Below are 25,483 nucleotides of genomic sequence, written 5' to 3'. Positions count from 1 at the left end.
TGCGGTTCTTTGTAACTCAAAGTAACTGGGCGGACACCGCGTTAGCGGCAGCGCCTGAGGAGCTAGTTGGAGCTAGCTCCTTTTTCTATTTCATTATAATTCATTTCCTCGAAAACGAAAATTCCAACTCAGAATATTCGAGCAAAAGAAAAAGAACCGCGATTAGCTTTCCCGAGCTGCGGTTCTTAGTGTCTTATAAGAACTAAAGGCGGACACCGCGTTAGCGGTCCACCAAAATCAGTATAATCCCTTCTCTCCCAAAGGCAAGCACTTATTCCTCATCGGAAAATTCTCATCGACGATAAAAGACAAATGCCAATCCTGCAGCCGTCATTGCCACCACAGTGGCCAACATGGCAAAATTAAACGCAGCTCGCTTACCCGTTTCCGGTTGACGGTGCCCAACAGCAAGCATCTCCTGAGCAGCTTGAGTAACAATCTCTTCGTCTGCTACCTCCAGGCTAGCAACCGGTGCGTCACCCGTCTCATCCGATGCCAATTCGCGCACATCAACGACCTTTTTAGGCGCATTCACCAATTGGAACTCATCACTTCGATCAGCCATCGACAGAAGCGCATCCTTTGCCGGCACGTAAACTCGTTTGTACCCATCAAGCTTATAGCTATCAGCATACCAACCTGCGCCCTCAACCTTCCAAGCCGTGAAGTCCGACAGCTTGCCCGTCACTTCATCCTTCGTCGCCGTTCGCGCAATCGTGGCTGTCTGTGTTATCGTTTCCTTCACGTTCTTGCCGTCCATCAAACGAATCGTACGAACAGCCTTGCGCTCCAAATCAAGTTTCTGACCATCAGGGACCATCTTTGCGGTGACGCCCTTGGTCATGTGGTGCTTGTAATACTTATTAATCGCAACTTTGTAGTGCCAATCGGTCAAATTTTCCGGCATACGTTTGTCCATTTTGTCCGATTTCTTTTCATCGAAATCATACATTTTAGGATTTGGTTCCTTCAAATCGTTTTCCCACTTTGTAGACACTCGGTGCCAATCTGCCTTGCTATCCGTTCCATCGTTGTGTAAGTGAATGTACTGAGACTGTAAGGGCTGAATTGACGGATAGTTAATGTCGTCTTCATCGATGAAAGCGATGGTTCGCACCTTGTATTTATCAGTGTCTGTCGATTCCGGAACACCATCGTCTGCTTGAACGAGATGAATGCTGGTAAAGTCAAACCCGGTCGTGGCTGATAGCGTAGTGGCTCCACCGAATGATAAAGAAGCAAGACCTGCCGCTAACAAAAGTTTATGGTTCTTAACGTGAATATGAGGCATGTTGTCTCTTATCCTTTCTATGCGTACAAAACGCAACTTTTTATTCTCTTCCAGTATAGCTCTAAAAAATTTCAAAGCTGTAACTTTAAAATAGCAAAAAGCTCTTCAAAAACTCATCTCGATTTGGAATAAAAAAACAGCCCGAGCAAAATGCTCGAGCTGCTTTTCTTTATCGAGGATTACTGTGATTTTTTAGAGATTACATAAACCAATCTTTAAAGAAACCAGTAACCTTGTGCCAAATATGTTGCGTTGTTTGAACAACAGTATCAGTTGCCTCTGATACAGCATCAGCTACTGTATGAGCGACATCACCAATCGTACGACCAGCATCGACAAAGAAACCTCCTGCGACTTTACCAGTATTTGCCAAAACTTGGCCAATACTTTTACCAGCATCACTGATTGAATGACCAACTTTATGGAAGAATCCATTAGACGCTTCGTCATTCTGCTTTTCTTGAGAACGCTTTACGCGTGAAAGCTTAGGTTGATTAGTTGCCTTCTTTGATAATTCAGAACTCTTCTTGCTCTGCGCATCTACCTTCTCAGGAATAGTATTTGAAGCATCATTTGAAGAAATAATCTTATCGTCAACATTCAATTCACTATTATTTGCATCACGTGCACCATCCAATGGGTAAGAAACATTATGCGGAGCGGTGTCGTTGTTTGCACTAGGATGTGCAGGCTTATCCGGTTGATCTGGGTTTACTGGCTTATCAGGTTTTACCGGTTGATCTGGGTTCACTGGCTTGTCAGGATTTACCGGTTGATCCGGGTTCACTGGCTTATCGGGATTTACCGGTTGATCCGGGTTGACTGGATTATCCGGAAGCGGAGCATCCCCCGCAATCAGAATTCCATCCTTATCAAACTTATAATCCTTACCCTTAATCGTTTGATTTCCAATCAAGCGCTTTCCTTGATCAGCATCATAGTACGACCAGCGGCCTTGATCATCTTGAGCCCAATCCCCTTTAACTTGAATACCTTGCTTATCAAAGAATCGATATGAACCGTCTATTTTAGTCGCTCCATAGGCCTTGTAACCCGTTTCTCGGGCATAATAAGACCATGTTCCGTTTGATTCTGCAACATACTCACCTAAAGCTAAATGACCGTCTTCTCTAAAGAAGAACTCATGCCCATCCACACTATGTTTTCCTGTCCAGTATGAATTGCTTTTAGAATCAAAATAGAAACGTTGTGCCTTTTCGTCTAACACCCATCCGTTGTGAGTTTGTTGTGAGCGGACATCATCAAGGCTTCCATTTTCTCCATCAAAGTAGTATTCCTGACCAGATATGCGAACAGATACACCCTTACGCTGAATACCATTTTCTAAATCAAAATAGTAAACTTGACCATCAATCTGAACTAACCCTTTGACAGTTACGCCCTGAGCATCGACATAAGAGACTGATTCATGATTAGTCTTTTCTTGATTGATGACAAAATGACCTCCTGAGACGTTTTTAATCAAGCGTCCAACTCCAGAATTCTTATCGAAGCAATAATAATTCCCATCAATCTTTTGAATTTGCCCCTTCGTCTGGTAACCGCTCACATCATCAAAGTAACGAATATGACCATCTTTATCGCGGAACAGACCAGTATTTGAACTTCCATTATTTTCAAACTTAAATCGGCTGCCATCACCGTATGCTTTGTATTGGCTCGACTCTGGTAAGAACGGAATCTTTTCTAATCCATCCTTACTTGGATGAACCGTTGGATGATCAACGTCACTAATCAAACCAACGAATTTACCATCATCCCCGAACAAATAGAAAATTTTATCAATTTCTACTACACCCTTTACACCATTTCCTGATCCGGATGCGAAATAGTAACGATTACCATTAAAGGATTTCCATACTCCTTTTGCCTGAGCTCCTGTTTCCATATCAAAGAACTGAATATTCTTATCAATAACATACAATCCCTTAGCAAGTTCATTGGTTGCCTTCAGAATAAAGTATTGATTTCCATCTTCCTTTGAAAAGAACGTTCCGTCCCCATCTTTACCAGAAATAGTTCTCGAAACAATTTTTGAGACGCCCTGAAGCCCACTATAGCGAAGTTGACCTTGATGGTCTACCCAAGAGTGATTTCGAAGTTCCACACCGTTTTTCAAAAAGAAATAGACTTCTCCGTCAACTTCTTTTTCTCCCGTTACCATATAACCGTCATCATCAAAGTAGAACCAATTCCCCTTCCACAAAACGAAAGAGTGCTTAGCTTTATACCCACTCAAAGAATAATATGATATATGACCAGAGTCCGATGTAAATCCAGTATTACTCTCTTGGTTAATCAAGTTCTTAGGTAAGAATGATTCGTCAGAATTCACAGTGAAATATTTATTCATGGCCCAATCTTTTAGAACGTTATAAGCACCTTTTCCACTTATATTAACTCCATTTAGATACTTGGCTGATCATTGCTTAATTTTTTCACTAGCATCAATTGGTTTTCCAGTTGAAATTTGATTAATTTCAAACAATTCAGGATATTTCACCTTTAACTCATCAAGAAACGCACCACCAAACTTAGCTTGGTAATCTTTTCCACTCCCCATAGTACGAAGAATATATAGCAAAGCTTTAATTTCAGAGTCCTGCTTTTGTTTACCAAGGCTATCTGTCCGGATTACCGTGACCAATTCTTCCAAAGGAAGATCGTAAAGTTGGTCAGGAACAAAATCAGCTATAGCCTGAATTCCTTGCTGATGAACCGCCCTAATTGCTTCTCTTAACTGCTCATCTGTTCCATATTTTGTTGGATTAGGAGTTCCATCTGCAGAATTAAAACCTAAATCGTAACGATCGTTAAATGAGTATCCATTTTGGATAATCGAATCCAAAAATGATCCTTCTGTCGTTGATCGATACTGCGGAGCAAATTGGAAAGAAGTAATTCCCCAACTTCTGAACAGATCTGCATTTTCCTTAATTTTCACATTCGCAAATTCTGAAGCATTCGTTGGCATTGCTTGAAAGTTTGAAAAACCTTCATAAATCAATTGTGAATCAAGAGCCGCGTTTGAATGAAAAGTCTTACCATCACTAGATTTTTCTTCTGAACTCTGTGTTCGTGAGTCTTGATTTTCATTAGCGCCCACCGGAACCCAAACAGCCAAATATCCAGAAACTTGAGGATCAGATACACCAAAGACAATGTCCCCATCAAAAATAAGATCACCGTTATCATCAGTCATCATGACAGGTGCTCCGTCATCCGTAGAATAGATCTTTAACCCATTCTTCGTAGAAAGCAATGCAGCACGGAATTTTTGATTACGATGCGCTGCTCCCATATGCAACACAACTTTCTCACCATTACCTAACTTGAAATTAGGGTTGTTACTGATAAATCAATCCCAAACCATCAGTATGAATTTGATCATCTGTATCATTAACATTCATCAACCCTTTACCGAAACGAACACTAGTCATTAAATCAGCTTCATGGCTTTTGGTATTATCACTATTTTCTGTACCAATCGATAATGTTTGTCCACCAGCCACATACTTAACACGGTCTTTCAACAGTTGAGAAATGGCATCAAAATAAGGCGTTTTTTTGCTCATATACTGGCCATCGTCAGTATACAAATCCCCATAATAGACACGCGGCACGGTATCTTTATTAGTGAGTAGCATTGCGTAAGCTGCTGGAATGTTATAAAGAGTATATTTTTTATTAGTCGATGCTAAATCCTTATTATAGATTTCAAAAGCTTGCCTGATTTGTTCCATAGTTGGCTTCAAACCGTCAGCATTTGGATACATTTCAACAATAATTTTGGCAATAATTTCTTGCACTTGACTATCGTGAGCTCGTACAAATGAATAATTGGGTATGGCCTTGTTTTGAGTATTATCTTTCGAGCGATCAACATTGTACCACTCCAAAAATCGCTTTAAACTTGATCGGAACTTAGGGCTTTGTGACAAGAAATAAGTACTTTGAACCTGTTGTTTAAAGTCCATTGTGAGCTGGTCAGCTCCCTTATCAAAGACGTACTTAGCATCATCAAAACTCCAATCTTCTAAAATCGAAATATGCTGGTTAGCATTCTTATCATTCAAGTCCACCCCATAGGCTGATTTAAAGTAAGCTGCTGCAATTTGCAGTAAATCAGCATCGACATTATCAACAGCATCTACTCGAATTCCGTCAAAATCTGCATTCTTATCATTTGCTGTGATTTTTCCAAAATTGAGAAGATAATGCAACCAATTAAGTTGTTCTGCTTGCACCACAGGGTTGGAGTTATCAACGTCATTGGCTAACAAAAATTCAAATCCACCCAATTTATCATCGTGTTTTCCATCTTGATTCAACGGTGCACGATTCAGAAGTCGATAAAGTGAATTAGCATTTGGTGTCATTCCGCTGTTTTGAAAAGCAAGCGTACCACCTTGTAAGCTATCATTTGGATTTGGTTTCTCACTATCTATATTCCAGTTTGGTTGGCTCCCCCTAAACTCATTCATTAAAGCATGCAGCCAGTCCACAGATTTTTCAGAATCAATTTTACGTTCAATATTCACTTGAATGATTTTTGTCAATTCATTCAATCTTTCCTGGCTTAAATCACTTTTATTTAAATCAGTCTTGCTCAAAAGTCCATGTTCTGACATAAACTGAACATAGTTGGTCTCAGTTTGTTGATCCGGCCACCACACCATTAGAAGCGGACGACGGTCATTTTCATTAGTTGTTATCCAAGAATCGCCGTTCTTCAGGATTTCTTTAGGACGATACCATGAATCTGGTGTGATGAACCCGTGGAAGTTATCAATAGATTTGACATTAGTATCAAAAATTTGATTGTGAACAGTGAAGTCGGTATTAACCTTGGTTAATCCTTCTTCAAAAGCGCTATCATTGGCAACTGTAGCGTGTCCATCTTCCGCATCAAAGTAATACTGTTTGCCATCAATCGTCTTTGCTTCTGTTCCTCCCTTCAATACTTCCCCAGAATCCAAAAAGAAGTATTGTTTTCCCTTAATACTTTGCAGCCCACTGATAGTATTTCCGTTTTCATCAAAGTAAAAAATACTTGTATCAGAATTTTTTACAAAATCATTTTTAACAAGGTGTGATTTTTTATCAAAACCATACGCTTTACCGTTAATTACTTTGGTTCCAACAGCAGCATTTCCACTATTATTCTCAAAATAGTATTTTTCACCTTTGTCTGTGACCCATTCTCCCTTGACTTGAATTCCAGAATCCAAGTCAAAATACTGCAAATTTCCATCAATTTTACGTAAACCTTTAACAGGACTGTTCGTATCCTTAAGAATAAATTGTTGATTTCCATCTGGAAGGCTAACATAATCCCCATCAACACCACTAATCGTTTGATCTTCAATTTGAGGATTAGTTTTTGGTGAAGAGCCTTGATACTGTGCAGGCGCATGTGATTCAGCGCTTACATCCATGTTTTGGATAGCAGATGCGACTAAAATTCCAACGGTCGCTGCAACCCAAAACTTACCAACTTTATACATCTTCTTCCGCATTTTTTCTCTCCCTAAAAAAATCTGAAGTTTGCTACATTTAGCACATAACAATCACATTCTATCAGAAGATTAAATCAACATTAAAAAACGTAATAAATTGTTATTTTCTATTACAAATGTAATTACAGTGTAATTTTTCTCTAATTAGCCGCTTTTTTTATAAAAAACAAGTGTTTTTAATAAAATTACACCATTTTTATATTACATCCGTGACTATACTTTGTAATGATCAAATTTTAATTTATCTTTTTTGAGTAATTACAAAAAAGACGAGACATTTCTGTCTCGTCTTTTTGTGATAATTTTTTATGCCTGTTTCGTTGAGCTATCGGAAGAGCTTGCGTTTCCAGATGAAATCGTCAACTGCAAGGTCTGGTCAATACTGAACTTATCCGTTTGGGATGGTGACTGTGACAGGACCGTTCCGTATGGCTTAGCAGAATCCTTAACGTTGAAGGACAAGCTTACCTGGTTTTGGTTTGCCCAGTTAATGGCGTCCTGCTGTGACTTACCAGTCAAGTCTGGCAAGTTCACCGTCTTTGGTCCGTCTGATACCGTCAACGTCACTTCCTCTTCAGAAGGGTCAATTTCTGATCCAGCATCCTTGGACTGTTCAAGCACTTGGTCCTTTGGTGCGGCATTGTTTTCCTTCTTCTTCTTCACCGTAATGCCCAGCTTGTTTAGCTGACCTGCGGCTTCTGAGTAGGAAAGTCCGGTGTAATCTGACAATCGAACCGTTTCATTCCCGGAAGACAAGACCAACTTCACTGAAGAACCCTTCTTCACGACCTTGCCCGATCCGGGTTTGACTTTGACAACATCACCCTTCGACACCGTCTTAGACGTCGTCGTTGTCGTTGAGACGTCGAAGCCTGCGCTTTCGAGCTTATCCTTCGCCGATGACTCCGACATGTTCGTCACGTCCGGAATCTTCACGTAGTTGCTTGAGCCGTAACCGTAAGCACCGATTCCAGCAAGAATCAGGACCACGATAAAGCCAAAGACAAACCACTTCGTTTTTGTCTTATATTTTATGCCGTTTTCGTCCAGTACCTGACGAACGAACTTTGGCGTCCGGTCAACCTGTTCGGCGATTTCCTTGACGCTGTAGCCCTTCTTCCCGTATTCCACGATACGTGACTTCACGTCGTCCTTTGGCGTTTCCGGCGTTTCTTCCGGCTCGTCTTCGACGTATGGGTGGGTCGTCCAGTCCGGCGTCACCAACTTGGTCTCGTCAGAGGTTTCTGGCGCGAAACGGCCTTCTGAAGCACGGCGCTTTGACAAGGACGTCTTCAAGTCGTCTGCCATCGCTTCCGTTGAGAAGTAACGGTCCGTCGCATCCTTGGCCGTCGCACGCAAGATGACGTTTTCAAGGGGCTGTGGCACGTCCGGATCGAAGTCCTTCACGTATGGCATTGGCACTTCAGCGTGCTGGTAGGCCACGCGGTCGGCTGAGTCGCCCTGGTAAGGCACTTGAGCCGTGAGCAATTGATACAAAATCACACCGAGTGCGTAGATATCGGACTTCTCAGAAGCCACTTGACCGCGGGTCACTTCGGGTGCGAGGTAGTGGATGGAACCGATGACCGGTTCGTTGCCCATCGCCGTTCCAAACTTGTTTTGCGCAAGCGCGATACCGAAGTCGGTAATCTTCACCTGACCATCCTGGTTAATCAAGATGTTTTGCGGTTTCAAATCACGGTGAATGATACCGGCTTTGTGAGCGGCTGACACCGCGTCCAAGACCTGTTCCATGATGTCGACCACTTCCTGGTAAGGAATTGGGAAGTGTTCCTTAATGTAGGTCTTCAAGTCCGTTCCATCAACATATTCCATTACCAAGTAAGGCGTGCCGTTCTCTTCCCCGGCATCGTAGAGTTGCACGATGTGGTTGTTTGAGAGCGTCGTGGCCGCCTTTGCTTCCTTTTGGAAACGGTCCAAGGCCTCCGGTTGGTCCTTGATATCAAAGCGAATCATCTTCAACGTGACGTCGCGCTTCAAGTAGGTATCAAAGGCTTGGTACACCGTCGCCATGCCACCGCCACCGATTTGGCGGACGATTTCGTAGCGGCTATCAATCATTGTGCCTTTTTCCATCAGTCAAATCTCCCTTGCTGGTTTTCGTTATCTGCTTTTAGTGTTTCTTCTTTTTGAATCGCTTCTTCCGTTCCGACCCAGTCGATTCGGCTCTTCACCTTCTCTTCGTCCTGGGCGATCACCCGTTGCTTCGGATTTTGCAAGTCCGTCATGAGTAAAGCTGTGATGTTATCCGGCACCCGTCGTGCCAAGGCCGCTTTCGCCAGTACGGCGAGTCGGTCTGACAAATCCAAAATGGAACCAAGTTGCGGTTGGTTTCCAGGCCGGCTCACACCAGGCTGAATCAAGTCCACTTGTTCGTCAACCGAAAGCACCTTTGAAAGGCCATCGGACGTCAAGTAGAGCCAGTCGTCTTTATCCGGCACCAAGGTCGTCCACTCGAGGTTGACCGTTTTATTCACGCCCAGGTAACGGGTCAGCGAATTGGCTTCCGGTAACGATTCTTCGTAGACCTGGCCGGACTTACGCTCCAACTCGTTTCGAAGCGTGTGATCAAATGTCAGGAGACGGGCCTTCCCATCATGAAGCAGGTAGGCCCTTGAGTCCCCGGCGTTTGCCACCAGTAACTTACCGTTTAAGGAGACAGCCAAAACCAGTGTCGTCGCCATGTGGTCGATTTCTGGATTCTTTTGTCCCGCTAAGAGAATGGCTTGGTTCGCCAGGTCCGCTTGGTGAACGAGCCAGTCCTTTACGGTCTGCTCGTCGTGAAAGGCGACCTGTTCCCAAGCGTGACCAAGCGTTGACACCACAAGCTCGGAAGCTTTCTTTGAGCCAACCTGTGAGGCGACGCCGTCAGCCACCAAAACAAGCGGCTCGCCCGCTTTGTTATAAAAAGCGCCGACCGCGTCTTGGTTTTCTTCTCGTTTTGGTCCTTTGTCACTTTGGTAGGCAATTGCCATAACTGTTAGTCCTTTCTCCGAAAGGTGGCGATGTAAAAGCCATCAGTTTGATAATCATCCGGGTAAATCTTCAAGGCTAAGGATTTTCGATCATCCTTCAGCTTTTTCTTCGTTTCAGTCTTTTCCTGCACGAAGTCGGGGTTTTCCTTCAAGAAGGCTTCGACTACCCCGTCGTTTTCCTGATCAAGGATGGTACAAGTTGAGTAAACCAGCTTACCACCCTTGTTCAGTTTCCTGGCTGCAGCTGACAAAATATCGAGCTGCAACTTGGCCAAGTGTTGCACGTCTTCCAACGTCTTTTCGTAGCGAATTTCTGGCTTACGACGCAGGAGCCCGAGTCCTGAACAAGGGGCGTCGACCAGGATGCGGTCGAAGCCTTCTTCAAAGTGTTCGGGCACCTTCCGTGCGTCAAGCGCCATGGCGTTAACCTTGTCGGCCACACCCAGGCGGGCAACGTTTTGGGCAATCAACTTGACCTTGTGGTCGTGAATGTCCAGTGCCGTTACCTTGGCATCGTCTGCCAAGTACTGCGCGATTTGGCCGGTCTTACCACCTGGAGCAGCGGCAGCGTCCAAGACGGACTTCACGGAGTCATCGAGTTGCAAGGCCTCCACCGGCAACATGGCGGATTCGTCCTGGACGGTCAAAAGACCGTCCTTGTAGGCTTGTGAGGAAGCCACGTGGCCACCAGAGATGACGAGTGCATCCTGCGAGACGGAACCGTCCTTCACGCTGTAGCCTTCCTTTTCAAGTGACGTAGTCACTTGGGAACGGGTCGCTTTGGTTGTGTTGATGCGAGCACTTTGCTCGGGGGCATGGTTCAGGGAGGCCAAGATATTGGCCGTTTTTTCCTTACCAACCTGCGCCGTCAACTGTTCCACCAACCACTTTGGCAACGAGTATTCCGTCACCATTTTATCCACCGGGTTCTCAATCTTTGACACGTCCGGCAGTCCCTTACGGTCCATGTTGTGCAACAATGCCGTCACGAACTTCGCCGTTCCAGCGTGCCCCAGCACCTTCGCCACCTCAATCGTTTCATTGAACAGCGCGTGCTTTGGAATCCGGTCCAGCTTCTGCCACTGGAACAAGAACGTCAGGAGCAATTCCTTCACCCACGGATCCAACTTCTTCCCCTTAATAAAGGGTGCCAGCCAGAATTCCAATAGCAAACGGTACTGAATTGTTCCGTAAACCAATGTTGTGAGCAAGCCTTTATCGTTATCTTTTAGCGGATTTGCCTTGATAATTTGATTCAATTGCAAGTTTGAGTACGCACCGTCCTTGACCTTGGCAAGCGTCATCACCGCCAAAACCCGAGGATTGTCTGAATGCGTTTTTTTCTTAGCCATGGGCTTCTCCTAAGTCAATCCATGAATCGCCAGCCTGAAGGTGCTGTCCGGCCCCGTTCAAGAAGGCCGTCACGTCCATTGCGGCCTTACCTGCTGGTTGCAGCTTTTCCACGGCAATTTGCGTGCCGTCTGCGGCGGCCACGTGGAGGTGTTTCTTGTCCTTCAACGTGATGGTTCCGGGCTTGGCGTCCGTCTTTTCGTCGAGTGGGCTCACCTTCACGAACTTAATCGCCTGGCCGTTAGCGGTTGCGTGGGCCGGGTGCGTTGGGTAAAGACCACGAATGTGCCAATCCAACTGCTGAGCCGTTTCGGCGGCGAAGTTTAGTTGTTGTTGCTCACGGGAAATATTTGGTGAGAACGTCACTTCGTCTGGGTTTTGCGGCGTGGCCTTGGCCGTACCCGCAGCGATGGCTGGCAGGTTTTCGGTCACGAGCTTGACGGCTGCATCCCCCAACTTCATAAACATCGTACCGACGTTGTCGTCAGAAGTGATGGGCACTTCAACCGTGTCGATCACGTCACCAGCGTCCATCTTCTTCACCATGTACATCAACGAGATACCGGTCTTAGCATCCCCGTTCATGATGGCGTAGTGGACCGGCGCCCCTCCTCGGTACTTCGGAAGGAGTGAGGCGTGGGCGTTTACCGCACCGTACTTAGCGGATTGCAAAAGCTTTTCTGGCAAGAATTGACCGTAGGCGGCCGTGACCAGGAAGTCCGGTTCCATGTCGATCACTTGCTGCATTTCGTCGGAGCCAGAAATCTTTTCTGGTTGCAAAACGGGCAAGTTCAATTCAAGGGCAGCTTCCTTGACGGGGCTGGCCTTCAACTGGCGCTTGCGACCGAAGGGACGGTCGGGCTGAGTGACGACGGCTAGAACGTCAAAGCGGTCATCTGCGGCCAGTGCCTTAAGTGTTGGCACGGCGTATTGTGGGGTTCCCATAAAGACAATTGATTCGACCATGTGCTGATTCCTCACTTCTTCTAAAAACGGTATTTAATCTTATTATAACAAATTCTAAGCAAAAGCGCTTAGATTGGGCTTTGACGAGGCCGATTCTAGTTTGGCTGATGCTTATTAATTCAGCGTTAAAACTCATGGAAAAACGAAAAAGCCCACCTGCCGGTGCGCTTTTTCTTAACAAGATATTGAGGCCATTTTAGTCGTTAGCTGGCGGTGTTAAGCGCGCCAGGATGGCGCGCGTTTTCCCATAAAGATTACCTTGCACAGCCGCCCTCTTTTCTACATGAACGAGACCGGATTTCTTCTTACCTCCAAGTGCAAGTCCTTCTCCGCGTTCTGCGAGCGCTGCACCAAATCCGTCAGCACCGCATCCGCCTCGTCCTCTTTTTTCATCTTCAACAGCATCTGGAAGTAGTACCTTCCCTTCAGCTTCGCAATCGCCTTCGGCGACGGTCCCAGCACCAGCACGTCCTCCGGCAGCTGCTTTTTCAACCAGGCCGCAATCTTTGCCGTCTGCAACGCCACCTTATTCTCATCCGGGTGCGAACACTGAATCTGGATTGCGTAGTAGTACGGTGGGAACTCCGCCGCGTGACGAATACTCATCTCCTGCCGGTAGAATCCCTCGTAATCATGGTGCTTTGCAAACGTCAGCGCGTAGTGATCCGGGTTGAAGGTCTGAATAACCACCTCTCCCTGTGTTTTCGCACGTCCGGCTCTTCCCGCCACCTGCGTCAGCAACTGGAAGGTCTTCTCCGACGCCCGGAAGTCCGGCAGTCCCAGACCCGTATCAGCGTTCAGCACGCCAACCAAGGTCACGTCCGGGAAGTCCAATCCCTTGGCAACCATCTGCGTTCCCAACAAGATTTGCGCTTCCTTCTTACCAAAGCGGTCCAAGGCCTTCGCCATGGCCCCCTTCTTCCGCGTCGTATCCTGATCCAAGCGAATCACCGGATATTCCGGCAGCAGCTTCGAAAGCTCCTCTTCCACCTTCTCCGTTCCCGTTCCGTAATAACGGATTCGGTTTCCACCGCAGGCCGGGCAAATCTGCGGAATCGCCGTCTGGTAGTCACAGTAGTGACACTTCAACGTTCGCGTATCCATGTGCAGCGTCATCGCGAGGTTACAGTTCGGATCACGTGGCACATAACCACAATCACGACACATCACAAAGGATGAGAAGCCACGCCGGTTTAGCATCAACACGGCCTGCTCCCCCTTCTCAAGGTGCGCCTTCAACTTATTCAACATCTCTTCTGAGAAATTCGTGTCACCTAGGTCCTGCATGGCCTGGCGCATATCAACGATTTCAACCTCTGGCAAGGTCGCGTTTTCACTGGCCCGCTTGCTCAAGGTGAGAAAGTCGTAGACGCCCTTTTGCGCCCGGGCACGACTCTCCAACGATGGTGTCGCCGATCCAAGCACGACGGGTGCGTGATGGTAGGAAGAGCGCCAAAGCGCCACTTCCTTTGCTGAGTAATGTGGGTTCTCACTCTGGCTGTATGAACTTTCGTGCTCCTCATCCACGATGATGAGCCCCAGGTTCTTAAGCGGTGCGAAAACAGCGGAACGTGCACCAACGACAACCTGCACCTTTCCCTCTTGAATGCGACGCCACTCATCGTAACGTTCACCGGCTGAAAGACCAGAGTGCAAGAGTGCGGTCTTGTCCCCAAAACGGTCTTCGACTCGCTTTTGCATTTGTGGCGTCAACGCGATTTCAGGCACGAGGAACAGCACTTGCTTCCCTTGGTCAATCGCCGTCTGAGCCGCTTGAAGGTAGACTTCCGTCTTACCGGAACCAGTGATTCCTTCGAGCAGGAAGGTCTTATCCTGGTTTCCTTCAATGGCAGTCGTGATGGCATCGTAGGCGACTTGTTGCTCGTCGTTTAGTACCTTCACCGTGTCTTTTTTGATGTTACCCGCCGCGTCCGGACGGCGCTTCACCTCGACCGCGGTCTTTTCAAGGATTCCTTTTTCAACAGCAGTGTTGAGCGCCCCTGCTGCAACATCTAACTGAGCCACCCAATCCCGCTTTGAGAAGGTCTGGCCGATGTGTTCCTGTGCAAAAGCAAGAATCTTCTGTTGCACTTTGGCCGCTTTGCTGAGATTGGAGGCGGCATCTTGCAGCTGTTCTGAAGAGGCGGGAACGCGGTATGCAAGTTCTGTTTTGACCCGCAACTTATCCTCTATTTGATTCTCGACCAGCAGCTTCCCTTCTTTCTGGAGCTTTGAGATGGCACGCCAACCTTTAGCTGAGAAGTCCTTGGTTTTCACCAAACGTTCCTGCTGCCCCTCGAGGTATTCCACGCGGTCCTCGTCTGACAATCCAGGCTGTGCCGTCAACTTTTTACGGTAGGAAGCACGGAGCGCGGCCGGCAACATCAGGGCCAAGAATTCCACCCAGAAAGAGAAATTCTTCTGCGCCATTTCTTCGGCCAGCTCGAGGAGCTCTTTTGAAAGAACCGGCTCACTGTCCAAGACCGTCAAGATATCTTTAATTTGATCAAGCTCGAGCTCTTCTGGCAAATCAACATCGATTGCCACGACGTAGCCAAGCACAGAACGGGAGCCAAAAGCAACCAAGACGCGCTTTCCTGGCTGAACGTCATCTTGCAGTTCAGCCGGAATCTCGTAGGTGTATGGCCGATTTGTTTGCTTGGTTGGTACGTCGACCACCACTTGGGCGTAGCGCTTATCCATGGTTGCTCCTTTCTCTTCAAAGTCTAAAAGAGCTTGCAATCGCGCAAGCTCTTTTGCTTATACCTTCGTCAGGTTAACCCCAACTTTGTCTTCAATAATTTCTAAGGCCTGCAAATAGCGGGCGTAGTAACCGGCTGGGTCATCTGAATCGCCCTTGCGGTCCAAGGCCACGGCCTTATCTTCAAAACCGTATTCTTCCATCACCTGCCAGAGATGCTTTTCAAAGGTCTTGGATGCTTCTTCATCCATCCCGTTTTGAACCGCCACTTCGGCCGGAATGACCAGAATCAAATCGAGCTCTTCTTCACGAATCGTGTTGTCGAACAAGGCCTTCAACTTCTTGGCATCGTCTTGTTGGAGCCAAGACTTCGTTTCGGCCATCGTCACCATCGCATCGGTATCAAAGAAGGTCAACCCGTTGTTGGCTGGTGAGTTGATTTCGGCGGAGTTGGCATCGTATTGCCCCTGAATGATCCGCATGTAGTCCTTAATCAACAATTCAGAATCGAAGACGTTGGACTTCTCCTGGTAGGATCTAGAGTACTCAACGGAGAACGGTGAGTTTGACGTACGTGCCAAGCGACGGGTCAAGGTAGACTTACCAGACTGTGGTGCCCCCACGACCAGAATCTTCTTAGCGAAGTGGCGACGGAACACACGGTTGATGTAGTCCCAGTTACCGAGTGGGTCGTTTCTCACGGCGGTCGCTGAAACCTTCAGGATGGTCCGGTCCATCAAAGAAACACCCCAGTGGCCATCGCTTGGAAGAAGCTTTTCAAGCATTTCCTTGTAATCAGCCTCACCCGTGTAGAGCGTAATTTTTGCGTTTGGGTTCGTGATGTTTCGCTTGATTGTGGCCGTCAAACGGTCCGTCCATTCCTGCCAGCCGTTTGGCATCTGCGGAATGTCGTCTTCGTTGATGTAATCGACCTTGATGTTTTCTTCGTCATTGAACGCTTCTCTTAAGTAACGGAAACGCTTCTCAACGGGAAGCCCAATCTGATCCCCACGGTCACCCGTGTAACCAGAAGTAATCACCACAACACCGTCGTTCAAGGCTGCCGCCTTGTAAATTTCAGCCTGGTGACCGATGTGCATCGGTGCCAGCGTTCCGAAAAAGACTCCGATGTTGTCGCCCGTCAGATTTTCTTTGACTAAGTTTGCTTTAACCATGTTCTCCTACCGTGCTGTCCCTTTTACATCGAACAGCTTGAAAATGTATTACCCCCATTATAGCAAAGATTCGATTTCGGCAGGAGGATGTCAGTGAGCGACGTGAAATTAAAGACCGAGGAGGTTCTTGATGCGGAATTCATCTGGGATGATGAATTCTTCTTGTTCTTTTTTAAGTCTTTTTCAATTCTCTTCAATTTCCTTATCTAACTCACGCGTTCGCTGAAGGATTCGATCACGATATTCTGGACCAGTAATTCCTTCTAGAAATTCTTTTTTGATTTCTTCTTCACTTCTCATTTGAAACTCCTTCTTATTTAGCAATTATCAGCAAGGACGTGGCTTACAACCCCAGAAGATTCTTAACGAGGAGATAATCAGGAATGATGTATTCTTCTTGTTCTTTCTCAAGCTTTTTCCAATTTTCCTCAATTCTTTCGTTGATTTCTTCAGTCCACCTTTCAACGTTTTCTTTACAACGATCACTGTCAAAAAATTCTTGAAGGGCTTGACGCCGTTCTTTATCAGACATTGTCATAAAATCTCCTTTTTATTCTTCACAATACTTAGCTAATATTTCTTCTAAATAAGCAGTATTGGTGTACGTTGTTTTACTTGTTCGAATTTTATCCAATGACAGATGATAGTGTTGAATAAAACTGTATATTCTTTCGCCAAAGAATGGTAACAAAATTGAATTATCAACCATATTCATTTTCATCAAAACCGCCATCTTTTCAAATTTATTCATCTTTAACAAAATTCCAGAACTTTGCTGGCATTCGATTTTAAGAGAAGTAACGAAGTTAGCGTTATGCTTATTTAAGTTCACACTGTCCAAGTCAGACTCATTAAAAAACGCAACCCCTTCGTATTCTCCAATTTTCTTCATTAACAACTCCCTGTACTTCTCATCGCACTTTTTCATCTCTTGAAAAAGGTGATTGTTATACGTCTCCATCATCGTCATCGTTGCCACCAAGCGTGCGCGTTTTAGATCCTCCTTTCGGGTTTTCTTATCGCTGATGTAACTTTTGGCCACGAAGCCAAAGCCGCCAGCCGTTGCAAAGTTTGAAGCAAGCGTCATCATTTGGTAGATGTCGGTCATAAAACCTCCCTTCTTTTGCTCCCTACCAAATAACACGAAGCGCACGCCTCATTATCACGAGCTACGGATTTTTTCTGTGGCTACCCAAGTCCGAACCGAACCATCCCCGTCAGGGCTCCCCCCTCTTTTCTTTATCATTATCATCCGCCCCATGCGAATAAACAACAGCCGTGTCCTAAATAGGCAAAAACAGAACCCAAATCGACCGATTTGGGTTCTGTTTCAAAAAATGATCTATTGTAATGTGATATCGCCACCGTTGTTGGAGAAGCTAAAGGCCGCATCCTTAGCAGGCACATTTTGATATGAAGAGCTGATGTTCAAATCACCGAAACGGCTGAAGGCTTTGACCTTTGGCAAAGCCGTTTTCCTAAAGGTAATATCACCGAAGCGGTTCAATGAGAAGCCGGACTGATTGACCTTACTGTTCGTTACAGTCGTATCCCCAGCACTGTTTTGCAAAAGCAATTCCTCAACCTTCACATTATCCACTTTAATGTCACCGTTTAAGTTCACCAAATCCAACTGTTCAAGCGTCACATCGCTTGGTACATAAACCGTGATGTGGTGGTTGCCAGCGTTTCCAACACCAAGTGACCAGTCAACGTGTTCTTCACCCGTCACCTTCACCACACCATCCGTAGCTGAAATGGTTAGGTAAGGCTTTTCGGGACGATCCACGATTACGGCAAAGTGCTCCCCCTTCTTCACAGTAATATCCGCGTTCTTGGAAGAAACTTGCACCTTCTTAACCGTCTGCTTCATCGACGCAACGGCGTCCGGCGTCACGTCCGCCTGCGCCTTATCTTCCTTATCAGACAGGTACACCGGACCAGCGTTCCAGTAAATCCGACCAGGAATTCCTTCCTGAGAATAAGCAATTCCACTCATGACAAGGCCGAGCACGACAAGCGTCAGGCCTACCCATATTTTTCGAGACATGTTAGGCCTCCTCTCGAATGTAGCGCAACCACGAATTCGTGATTACCTTGAACCAGTCAACGACATTTGTCGTCACCCAAATCGTTAATTTCAAGAACAAAACAGCAAGTCCTAATGCCATCAGGGCCATTCCGATGTAGAAAAGTGCTCCCCAGAAGGCCTGTGTCAAAACAACCACCCCGGCGATGCCAACAAAGGCCGCCGTCACAATTAAGGCAAGCTGCAAGCACCAGGTCACAAGGGCCAAAGTGGCAATCAAACAATAGATTACGATGAGAACGGGCACCCAGAGAATCGCCGTTGTCCAAAAAATCACCTTACACTTGAGTGAAAGCTTATCCGTTACATTTTCTTGTTCTGTTTGCACTTGCTTTGATTGATTGTTTGCTTCCAAATCAACCGTTTTTTCGTTATCTAACTCAGTCATGTTCTCTCTCCCAGTACCACGCTATGATGTTCGAAGAAAAGCAAAACGAGCGCAGCCTTTTGATTGGGTTTTCTACTCTACAGCATAACATAAGACTGCCAAACAAAGGCAGTTCATTCCAAACAAAAAGCCGGCCCTAAACGGGCCGACTCTGAGATCGTCTAGATTATTTTATGAAAAGAGTTTCAAGTACTTACCGTAGCCTTCCTTTTCAAGGTCAGCCTTTGGAATGAAGCGAAGCGCCGCAGAGTTAATGCAGTAGCGCATACCACCCTTGTCCTGTGGACCGTCTGGGAAGACGTGTCCCAAGTGGGAATTGGCGTCCTTTGAGCGAACTTCCGTCCGCGTCATGCCAAAGGAGTGATCCGTTTCTTCCTTCAAGTCCGCGTCGTCGATACCCTTCGTAAAGGCGGGCCATCCACAACCAGAGTCGTACTTATCCGTTGATGAAAAGAGCGGTTCGCCGGACACAACGTCTACGAAAATACCATCGTCCCACCACTGGTCGTACTTACCCGTGAACGGGCGTTCCGTCGCGGCGTTTTGCGTCACTTCGTACTGTTCCTTTGTTAAACGGTTCTTCAATTCATCTTTATTGTATTCAGTCATCTTACTTATCCCCCCAATACTGTGCCTGGTAACGCTTGCGCGGTACCATCATCATTGCTTCGCGGAAAGGATCCTTCTTATAGAAGTCCTGGTGGTACTCTTCGGCCTCGTAGAATGGCTTGGCATCCTCGATGGTCGTGACAATTGGCTTGTCAAAACGGCCAGACTCTTCCAAGGCCTTCTTGGACTCTTCGGCCACCTTGCGTTGTTCTTCTGAGTTCACGAAGATCACAGGGCGGTAGGTGTCCCCTCGGTCGGCGAACTGACCGGTGGCGTCCGTTGGGTCGGCCACTTGCCAGTACAAATCCACGAGATCTTTGTAAGGCATCTTATCTGGGTCAAACCAGATTTTTACCGCTTCGGTATGCCCCGTTGTATGGGAGCAAACTTCTTCGTAAGTTGGGTTTTCCACGTGACCCCCGGTGTATCCTGAGCGAACCTTTTTTATTCCCGGAAGGGAGTCAAAGGGCTCAACCATGCACCAAAAGCAGCCACCTGCAAAAATTGCTGTATCCATTGCCATGTAAAAAACCTCCTAAGTACTATTGTACTCAGGAGGTTATGTTCGTCAATGGTATAGTTTGTATTTTATAAAAGTCAGACCCGAACTAGTATTCCGTCATCTTCTTCTCAATCCAGTTCCAAACTTCGTCCTTACCGGACTTGTTCACGGATGAGAAGAAACAGAAGTCAGAATTTTCGGGGTTAAAATCAACCGCCTTTTTGATAACTGACTCTGACTGGTTTAGTTTTCCACGGGCAATCTTGTCAGACTTCGTGGCCACCAACAACACCGGAATGTTGTAGTAGTCCAACCATTGGTACATCATGATGTCTTCTTCGCTTGGCTTGTGGCGGGCGTCAACCAATGAGATGACACCGCGCAACTGCTTGCGAGACGTGATGTACGTTTCAATCATTTGACCGAATTCTTCCCGCTTCTTCTTCGAAACCTTGGCATAACCATATCCAGGAACGTCGACGAAGTACAAAGCATCTTCGACGGTGTAGAAGTTCAAGGTTTGCGTCTTACCAGGTTGTCCGGAAGTACGGGCGAAGTTCTTACGATTGATCAACGTGTTCGTCAATGATGACTTACCGACGTTTGAACGACCAACCAGAGCAAACTCCGGACGGCCATCTTCAGGATATTGACTTGGGGAAACGGCCGACATGACCATTTCGACATTATGCACGTCCATAATTAATCCTTTTCTTCTTTCTTCAAGACAAGCTTTGGTTCCTTACCGGATTCCACGGCGGCCTTTGTGATGACCACCTTCTCGATATCATCACGTGATGGAATTTCATACATGACGTCCTTCATCACGTTTTCGATGATGGAACGCAAGCCACGGGCTCCCGTTCCACGGGAAATGGCAAGGTCAGCCATCGCCTTCAAAGCCGCTGGCTGGAATTCCAAATCCACGTTATCCAATCCTAACAAGGCCTTGTATTGCTTAACCAAAGCGTTCTTAGGTTGGGTCAAGATGTGCGTCAAATCGTCAACCGTCAGTTCGTCCAAGACGGTAATGATTGGCAAACGACCGATGAATTCAGGAATCAAGCCAAACTTCGTAAGGTCTTCTGGTTCGACGTTTTGCAACACGTTGTCCTTTTCCAAGGCCTTGGCGTTGGCAGAAGTAGCAGAACCAAATCCAATGACACGCTTACCCAAACGTTCCTTGATCAACGTGTCCAAGCCCGCAAAGGCTCCACCAACGATGAAGAGAATGTTGGTCGTATCCACTTGAATCATTTCCTGGTTTGGGTGCTTACGTCCACCCTGAGGTGGAACAGAAGCGGTCGTTCCTTCCAGCATCTTCAAGAGTGCTTGTTGCACACCTTCACCAGAAACATCACGGGTGATGGAGACGTTTTCAGACTTCTTGGCAATCTTATCGATTTCATCGACGTAGATGATTCCGCGTTGGGCCTGTTCAACATCGAAGTCGGCTGCTTGGAGCAACTTCAACAAGATGTTTTCAACGTCTTCACCAACGTAACCGGCTTCGGTTAAGGTCGTGGCATCGGCGATGGCAAAAGGCACCTGCAAAATCTTAGCCAGTGATTGCGCCAAGTAGGTCTTACCTGATCCAGTTGGTCCAAGCAAGGCGATGTTTGACTTTTGCAATTCAACATCCGTTGTCTTCAAAGCGTTTTCGTTCACACGCTTGTAGTGGTTGTAAACCGCAACGGCCAAAGTCTTCTTCGCATCGTCTTGACCGATGACGTAGTCACCGAGTGATTCCACGATTTGCTTTGGTGTTGGCAAGTCGATTTGTTCTTCTTTTGCCTCCGTTGCCATCTCTTCTTTGATGATTTGCTCGGCTAGATCCGTACACTCGTTACAGATAAAGAGGCCGTCTGGCCCGGCAACTAACTTTTTAACCTCATCGGCGCCCTTGCCACAAAAGGAGCAGTGGACCATTGATCCTTGTTCTTCGTTTGCCATATGCCATCCTTTCCAGTAATGCATGTAAGCGATTCTTAAAAGTACTTGCTTATAATAATCAACTTTTTTCAGTTAAAGTCAAGCTAAGAAAAAAAGCCCGCAAGGGGCTTTTAATCTCGTTTACTTTGCCTTAGCAGAAGAAACGATCTTTTCAACCGCTGCCTTCATGGCGATGTCGTGCTTCAACAAAGCATCTGACAATGATTGCTTAACTTGTTCTTCAGAGATGTTGTATTGTGAAGCCAAATCCTTAACTTCAGCAGCAACTTCTTCGTCTGATGGGTTGAACTTTTCAGCCTTAACGATTGCTTCCAAGACCAAGTTCGTCTTAACACGCGTATCAGCACCTTCAGCAAATTGTTGCTTCAATGAATCTTCAGTTTGACCTGAGATTTGGAAGAACATTTGTGGTGAGATACCTTGTTGTTGCAATTGACCGAGGTATTGTTGCATTTGACGGTTAACGTCTTCGTCGATCATTTCTTGTGGAATGTCACCACCAACAACTTCGGCGTTCTTAACGGCAGCTTCAACAGCTGCGTCTTCGAAGGCATCCTTAGCAGCGCTTTCGCGTGCGTCTTGCAACTTCTTCTTCGTCTTTTCCTTCAATTCGGCAAGCGTGTCAACGTCTTCGTCAACATCCTTGGCAAATTCATCGTCCAATTCAGGCAATGACTTGCGCTTAACTTCGTGAAGCTTAACTTCGAACAAAGCTTCCTTACCAGCCAAATCCTTAGCTTGGTATTCTTCTGGGAACGTAACCTTAACGTCAACGTCGTCGCCGGCTACGTGACCAACCAATTGTTCTTCGAAGCCAGGAATGAATGAACCTGAACCAAGTTCAAGTGAGTAGTCCTTTGATTGTCCACCTTCGAAGTGGTCACCATCAATTGAACCGTCGAAGTCGATGACAACCGTGTCACCGTTTTCGGCCTTCGTTCCTTCTTCTTGCAAGACCAATTCAGCTTGGTTTTCTTGCATACGCTTGATTTCAGCGTCTACATCTTCGTCAGAAACTGATGCGTCTTGCTTTTCAACAGTAAGACCAGTGTAGTCACCCAACTTGATTTCTGGGGCAACGGCAACTTCAGCCTTCATTTCCCAGTCGGCACCCTTTTCCATTGAAACAGGGGCGATATCAGGTTGACCAACAACAGTGATACCTGCTTCTGCAACAGCAGCTTGGTAAGCGGCTGGCAAAACAATATCCATCACGTCTTGGTACAAAGCTTCTTCACCGAACTTTTGCAAGAACAATGACATTGGCACCTTACCCTTACGGAAACCAGGAACGGCGATCTTGTTCTTGTTCTTTTCAAAGGCGGCCTTCAAACCGTTTTGTACATCGGCTTGTGCGATTGAAAATTCTAAAGTACCGCGGTTTGCATCCGCAGCTGCTGTCCATTTAGACATATGAAATCCTCCAATATTTAGTACTTATTAATTTTAGACCAATTTACTTATTATAACAAGGTTTCTAGCCTTTAAATTTACGAATTTCTAGCTTTTCTCCTTCATAGAAGAACAATTTAATCCCAGGTTTATTTTTTCTGTTATCATACTTGTAAAGTGTCATTGGAGAGAGAATGGTTATGGTGAAAGAACTTCTAAAAAAATACAATAAAATTATCATTTATCTCATATTAGGGTTCGGTACTTTTTTGGTTAACATGTTTTCTTACGGATTCTTTTCTAGCTTTACCAATTACTCGATTTCCTACACCTTAGCCTGGGCCGTCGCCGTTCTTTTCGCCTACGTTACCAACCGTAAGTGGGTCTTTGAATCAAAGGTTTCTGGTTGGAAGCTGATTCCAGAAATCGTGGAGTACTACCTCTCACGTGGTGTCACTTTTTGGCTTGGCCTCGTCTTAATGTGGATTGGGGTTCAACTCCTCTCCTTCGATGACTTCTACGTGAACATTTCCCGTAACGCCATCTTGTTGATTCCAAACTACTACTTGGCAAAGATTTACGTGTTTAAAGAAAAGAAGAATAATTCAAAAGAGGAATAATCAGCACTACAATTCATGGTATACTGAATAAAGAAAAGAGCCAGTCCTGCAAGACTGACTCTTCTGGATAGATCCGCAATGCGGTTGCGATTCCTTTAGTGGCTTAATTAAAAACCACGCCGGTCATCCAAGAGCAGGCGTGGTTTTTAATTGGTCTTAATGATCCTTATCTTTTTTGTTCTTCTGGCGGTACACAAGGTAGGCTAAGAGAAGCCAACCAAAGTCAACCAGATGATCAAGCAGGGAATCTAATTGTTCCAACTGGGCAGATTCCTTTCTACCAAATTTTCAAGAAAAACCATAATGGCCCTCCTTTCATTGGTGAAGGAATCGCAACCGCGTCGCTCGTCTATCCAACGGAATTATAACAGATTTAAAAACGCTTGGAAGCCTTTATTTTAGGGCTTTCAAGCGTTTTTATACACCTTCAATTTTATTGTTTAAAAAACAAAAAAAGCACTTGGTTCATTCCAAGTGCTTTTTCTATTTCACTTAATCCTTCAAGTTGGCCAATTCCACAATGGCTAGACCATAAATTCCCATTGAACGAACCAAATCGCTAACCAAGGCAAATTCGTTGACTTGGTGCATGGTTTCTGGTGAGTCTGGGAACAAAGCTCCGAAGGCCACCCCACGTTCCATCAAGCGACCGTAAGTTCCACCACCGATAACCTGGTCGTGTGCAGGCAATCCTGTCTGTTCGTGGTAGATGTTAAGCAGCGTACCAACGACCGGATCCTCTGGTGCGACGTAGTGTGGCACCTGAGCGTGACGAGCAATGCTTGATTCGTAGTCCCAAGCAGGCATGGCCGAATCCAACTTTTCCAAGATGAATTCTGGACTGATGCCCTTTGGATAACGGAAGTTGAAGTTAATGTGGCTACCTTCGTCGGCCTTAAAGGTCATGATTCCAACGTTCATGGACAAGGCACCCATCACGTCATCAGTGAAGGCCACGCCAAGCTGTCGACCAGTTGGGTCATCGTGTGACCAAGTCCCGAGGTATGCGAGGAAGCCAGCGGCGTCCTTTCCAAATTCGTACTGCTCCAAGAAGTGAGCTAAGTACGTACCGGCGTTTTCACCGGTTTCAGGCAGTGAACCGTGAACCTGCTTTCCAATCAGTTCGAAGGAAATCACATCGCCCTCGGCTTTGACCGATCCATGCACCTGTGGATGGTCCTTCAAGTAACCTTCGAAGTCTTCTTTAACACTGGCAAAGTCCACCCCGGACATGCTTGCTCGGGCCACACCTGGCACCATGTTCGTGCGAATCCCAGATTCAAATGAGAGCAACTTGGCAGCTGAACCATTCGCGCCGGCGGACCGGAGATCAACTTGTACATTTCCCTTTTCACCGTTGATGATTGGGTATTCCGCATCGGGTGAGAATCCGAAGGCCGGTGCCGGCTCAACCTCGAAGTAACGCGTCATCCCCGTCCAATCGTTTTCCTCGTCCGTACCAAAAATCAAACGGACGCGACGCTTCAACGGGATGTCCAAGTCGCGGATCATCTTGAAGGCGTAGTAAGCGGCCAAACCGGGTCCCTTGTCATCAGATGCACCACGGGCGATTACTTTGCCGTCTTCGATGACAGCCGTGAATGGGTCGGTCGCCCAACCTTCACCAGCCGGCATGACGTCGACGTGGGCGAGTAACGCCACGTATTCGTCGCTGTCCTTTGGCCCAATTTCGATGTAGCCGACAACGTTGTCGATGTTCTTTGTTGCAAAGCCATCGCGGTCGGCCAAGGACAAGATGTGGTCCAAGGCAGCCTTTGGGCCAGGGCCGAGCGGCGCATCCTTGGTGGCCTTGCTGTCGTCACGAACGGAGGCAATGGCCAAGAAGTCCGCCAAATCCTTCAGATAGGCCTGTTCTTCTTCCTTTGCCTTTGCTTGCCAATTTACCATTTG

General features: G+C 46.4%; 20 protein-coding genes and 1 pseudogene. 1 reads left to right on the top strand and 20 read right to left on the bottom strand.

What is annotated here, in order from left to right:
- Nucleotides 1-292 precede the first annotated feature (292 nt).
- The 19 genes and pseudogenes from G6R29_RS02075 to tig form a co-directional block, all read right to left on the bottom strand.
- A complete protein-coding gene (locus tag G6R29_RS02075; RefSeq protein WP_213808705.1) occupies nt 293-1,291 on the bottom strand; it encodes a mucin-binding protein in 999 nt (332 codons plus the stop codon).
- Nucleotides 1,292-1,490: 199 nt separating this feature from the next.
- Nucleotides 1,491-3,200 carry a hypothetical protein gene (locus G6R29_RS06595; RefSeq protein WP_420798072.1) on the bottom strand — a complete coding sequence of 570 codons (1,710 nt, stop codon included), beginning with the start codon at nt 3,198-3,200 and terminating at the stop codon, nt 1,491-1,493.
- Nucleotides 3,201-3,635: 435 nt separating this feature from the next.
- Nucleotides 3,636-4,604 (bottom strand): annotated as a pseudogene (locus tag G6R29_RS06590) (glycoside hydrolase family 70 protein); the annotation flags it as partial.
- A gap of 55 nt (nt 4,605-4,659) precedes the next feature.
- On the bottom strand, nt 4,660-6,831 hold the full coding sequence (locus tag G6R29_RS06585; RefSeq protein ID WP_213808703.1) for a glycoside hydrolase family 70 protein: 2,172 nt from the start codon (nt 6,829-6,831) through the stop codon (nt 4,660-4,662).
- Between the two features lie 306 nt (nt 6,832-7,137).
- Nucleotides 7,138-8,928, bottom strand: a complete 1,791-nt coding sequence (gene pknB / locus G6R29_RS02055) for a Stk1 family PASTA domain-containing Ser/Thr kinase (RefSeq protein ID WP_213808702.1) — start codon at nt 8,926-8,928, stop codon at nt 7,138-7,140.
- Nucleotides 8,928-9,827, bottom strand: a complete 900-nt coding sequence (locus G6R29_RS02050; protein ID WP_213808701.1) for a PP2C family protein-serine/threonine phosphatase — start codon at nt 9,825-9,827, stop codon at nt 8,928-8,930. Before G6R29_RS02050 ends, pknB begins: the two co-directional genes overlap by 1 nt.
- Before the next feature lie 5 nt (nt 9,828-9,832).
- Nucleotides 9,833-11,179, bottom strand: coding sequence for a 16S rRNA (cytosine(967)-C(5))-methyltransferase RsmB (rsmB, locus tag G6R29_RS02045; RefSeq protein WP_213808700.1), 1,347 nt, complete (start codon nt 11,177-11,179; stop codon nt 9,833-9,835).
- A complete protein-coding gene (gene fmt / locus G6R29_RS02040; protein ID WP_213808699.1) occupies nt 11,172-12,143 on the bottom strand; it encodes a methionyl-tRNA formyltransferase in 972 nt (323 codons plus the stop codon). Before fmt ends, rsmB begins: the two co-directional genes overlap by 8 nt.
- Nucleotides 12,144-12,422: 279 nt before the next feature.
- On the bottom strand, nt 12,423-14,846 hold the full coding sequence (gene priA, locus G6R29_RS02035; RefSeq protein WP_213808698.1) for a primosomal protein N': 2,424 nt from the start codon (nt 14,844-14,846) through the stop codon (nt 12,423-12,425).
- Between the two features lie 57 nt (nt 14,847-14,903).
- Nucleotides 14,904-16,019, bottom strand: coding sequence for an AAA family ATPase (locus G6R29_RS02030; protein WP_213808697.1), 1,116 nt, complete (start codon nt 16,017-16,019; stop codon nt 14,904-14,906).
- Between the two features lie 343 nt (nt 16,020-16,362).
- Nucleotides 16,363-16,551, bottom strand: a complete 189-nt coding sequence (locus tag G6R29_RS02025; RefSeq protein WP_213808696.1) for a hypothetical protein — start codon at nt 16,549-16,551, stop codon at nt 16,363-16,365.
- Between the two features lie 18 nt (nt 16,552-16,569).
- The gene (locus G6R29_RS02020; protein ID WP_213808695.1) at nt 16,570-17,127 is read right to left on the bottom strand and encodes a hypothetical protein; all 558 of its coding nucleotides are present in this window, start codon (nt 17,125-17,127) and stop codon (nt 16,570-16,572) included.
- A 234-nt stretch (nt 17,128-17,361) separates the two neighbouring features.
- Nucleotides 17,362-18,069 (bottom strand): DUF4097 family beta strand repeat-containing protein, encoded by a 708-nt coding sequence (locus tag G6R29_RS02015; protein WP_213808694.1) that lies wholly within the window; start codon nt 18,067-18,069, stop codon nt 17,362-17,364.
- A gap of 1 nt (nt 18,070) precedes the next feature.
- Nucleotides 18,071-18,496 (bottom strand): hypothetical protein, encoded by a 426-nt coding sequence (locus G6R29_RS02010; protein WP_213808693.1) that lies wholly within the window; start codon nt 18,494-18,496, stop codon nt 18,071-18,073.
- 171 nt (nt 18,497-18,667) lie between these two features.
- Nucleotides 18,668-19,105 (bottom strand): peptide-methionine (R)-S-oxide reductase MsrB, encoded by a 438-nt coding sequence (gene msrB, locus G6R29_RS02005; protein WP_213808692.1) that lies wholly within the window; start codon nt 19,103-19,105, stop codon nt 18,668-18,670.
- Nucleotide 19,106: 1 nt separating this feature from the next.
- Complete coding sequence (gene msrA, locus G6R29_RS02000) at nt 19,107-19,628, bottom strand: peptide-methionine (S)-S-oxide reductase MsrA (RefSeq protein WP_213808691.1); 522 nt, start codon at nt 19,626-19,628, stop codon at nt 19,107-19,109.
- A gap of 85 nt (nt 19,629-19,713) precedes the next feature.
- Nucleotides 19,714-20,307 (bottom strand): ribosome biogenesis GTP-binding protein YihA/YsxC, encoded by a 594-nt coding sequence (gene yihA / locus G6R29_RS01995; protein WP_213808690.1) that lies wholly within the window; start codon nt 20,305-20,307, stop codon nt 19,714-19,716.
- 2 nt (nt 20,308-20,309) lie between these two features.
- Nucleotides 20,310-21,560, bottom strand: coding sequence for an ATP-dependent Clp protease ATP-binding subunit ClpX (gene clpX, locus G6R29_RS01990; RefSeq protein ID WP_213808689.1), 1,251 nt, complete (start codon nt 21,558-21,560; stop codon nt 20,310-20,312).
- A 120-nt stretch (nt 21,561-21,680) separates the two neighbouring features.
- The gene (gene tig / locus G6R29_RS01985; RefSeq protein ID WP_213808688.1) at nt 21,681-22,973 is read right to left on the bottom strand and encodes a trigger factor; all 1,293 of its coding nucleotides are present in this window, start codon (nt 22,971-22,973) and stop codon (nt 21,681-21,683) included.
- Nucleotides 22,974-23,146: 173 nt separating this feature from the next.
- Here tig and G6R29_RS01980 point away from each other — a divergent pair, with 173 nt between their 5' ends.
- Entirely contained in the window at nt 23,147-23,572 is a 426-nt protein-coding gene (locus tag G6R29_RS01980) for a GtrA family protein (RefSeq protein WP_213808687.1), read from the top strand.
- Nucleotides 23,573-24,064: 492 nt separating this feature from the next.
- Here the strand turns inward: G6R29_RS01980 and pepV are convergent, their stop codons facing one another.
- Complete coding sequence (gene pepV, locus G6R29_RS01975; protein ID WP_213808686.1) at nt 24,065-25,480, bottom strand: dipeptidase PepV; 1,416 nt, start codon at nt 25,478-25,480, stop codon at nt 24,065-24,067.
- Nucleotides 25,481-25,483: the final 3 nt, after the last annotated feature.

Origin of the sequence: Fructobacillus broussonetiae (assembly GCF_018437275.1) — a bacterium.
In the GTDB taxonomy this organism is placed as follows: Bacteria; Bacillota; Bacilli; order Lactobacillales; family Lactobacillaceae; genus Fructobacillus; species Fructobacillus broussonetiae.
The sequence above is the reverse complement of the archived record's forward strand: the minus strand, read 5'-3'. Positions and strand labels throughout refer to the sequence as shown.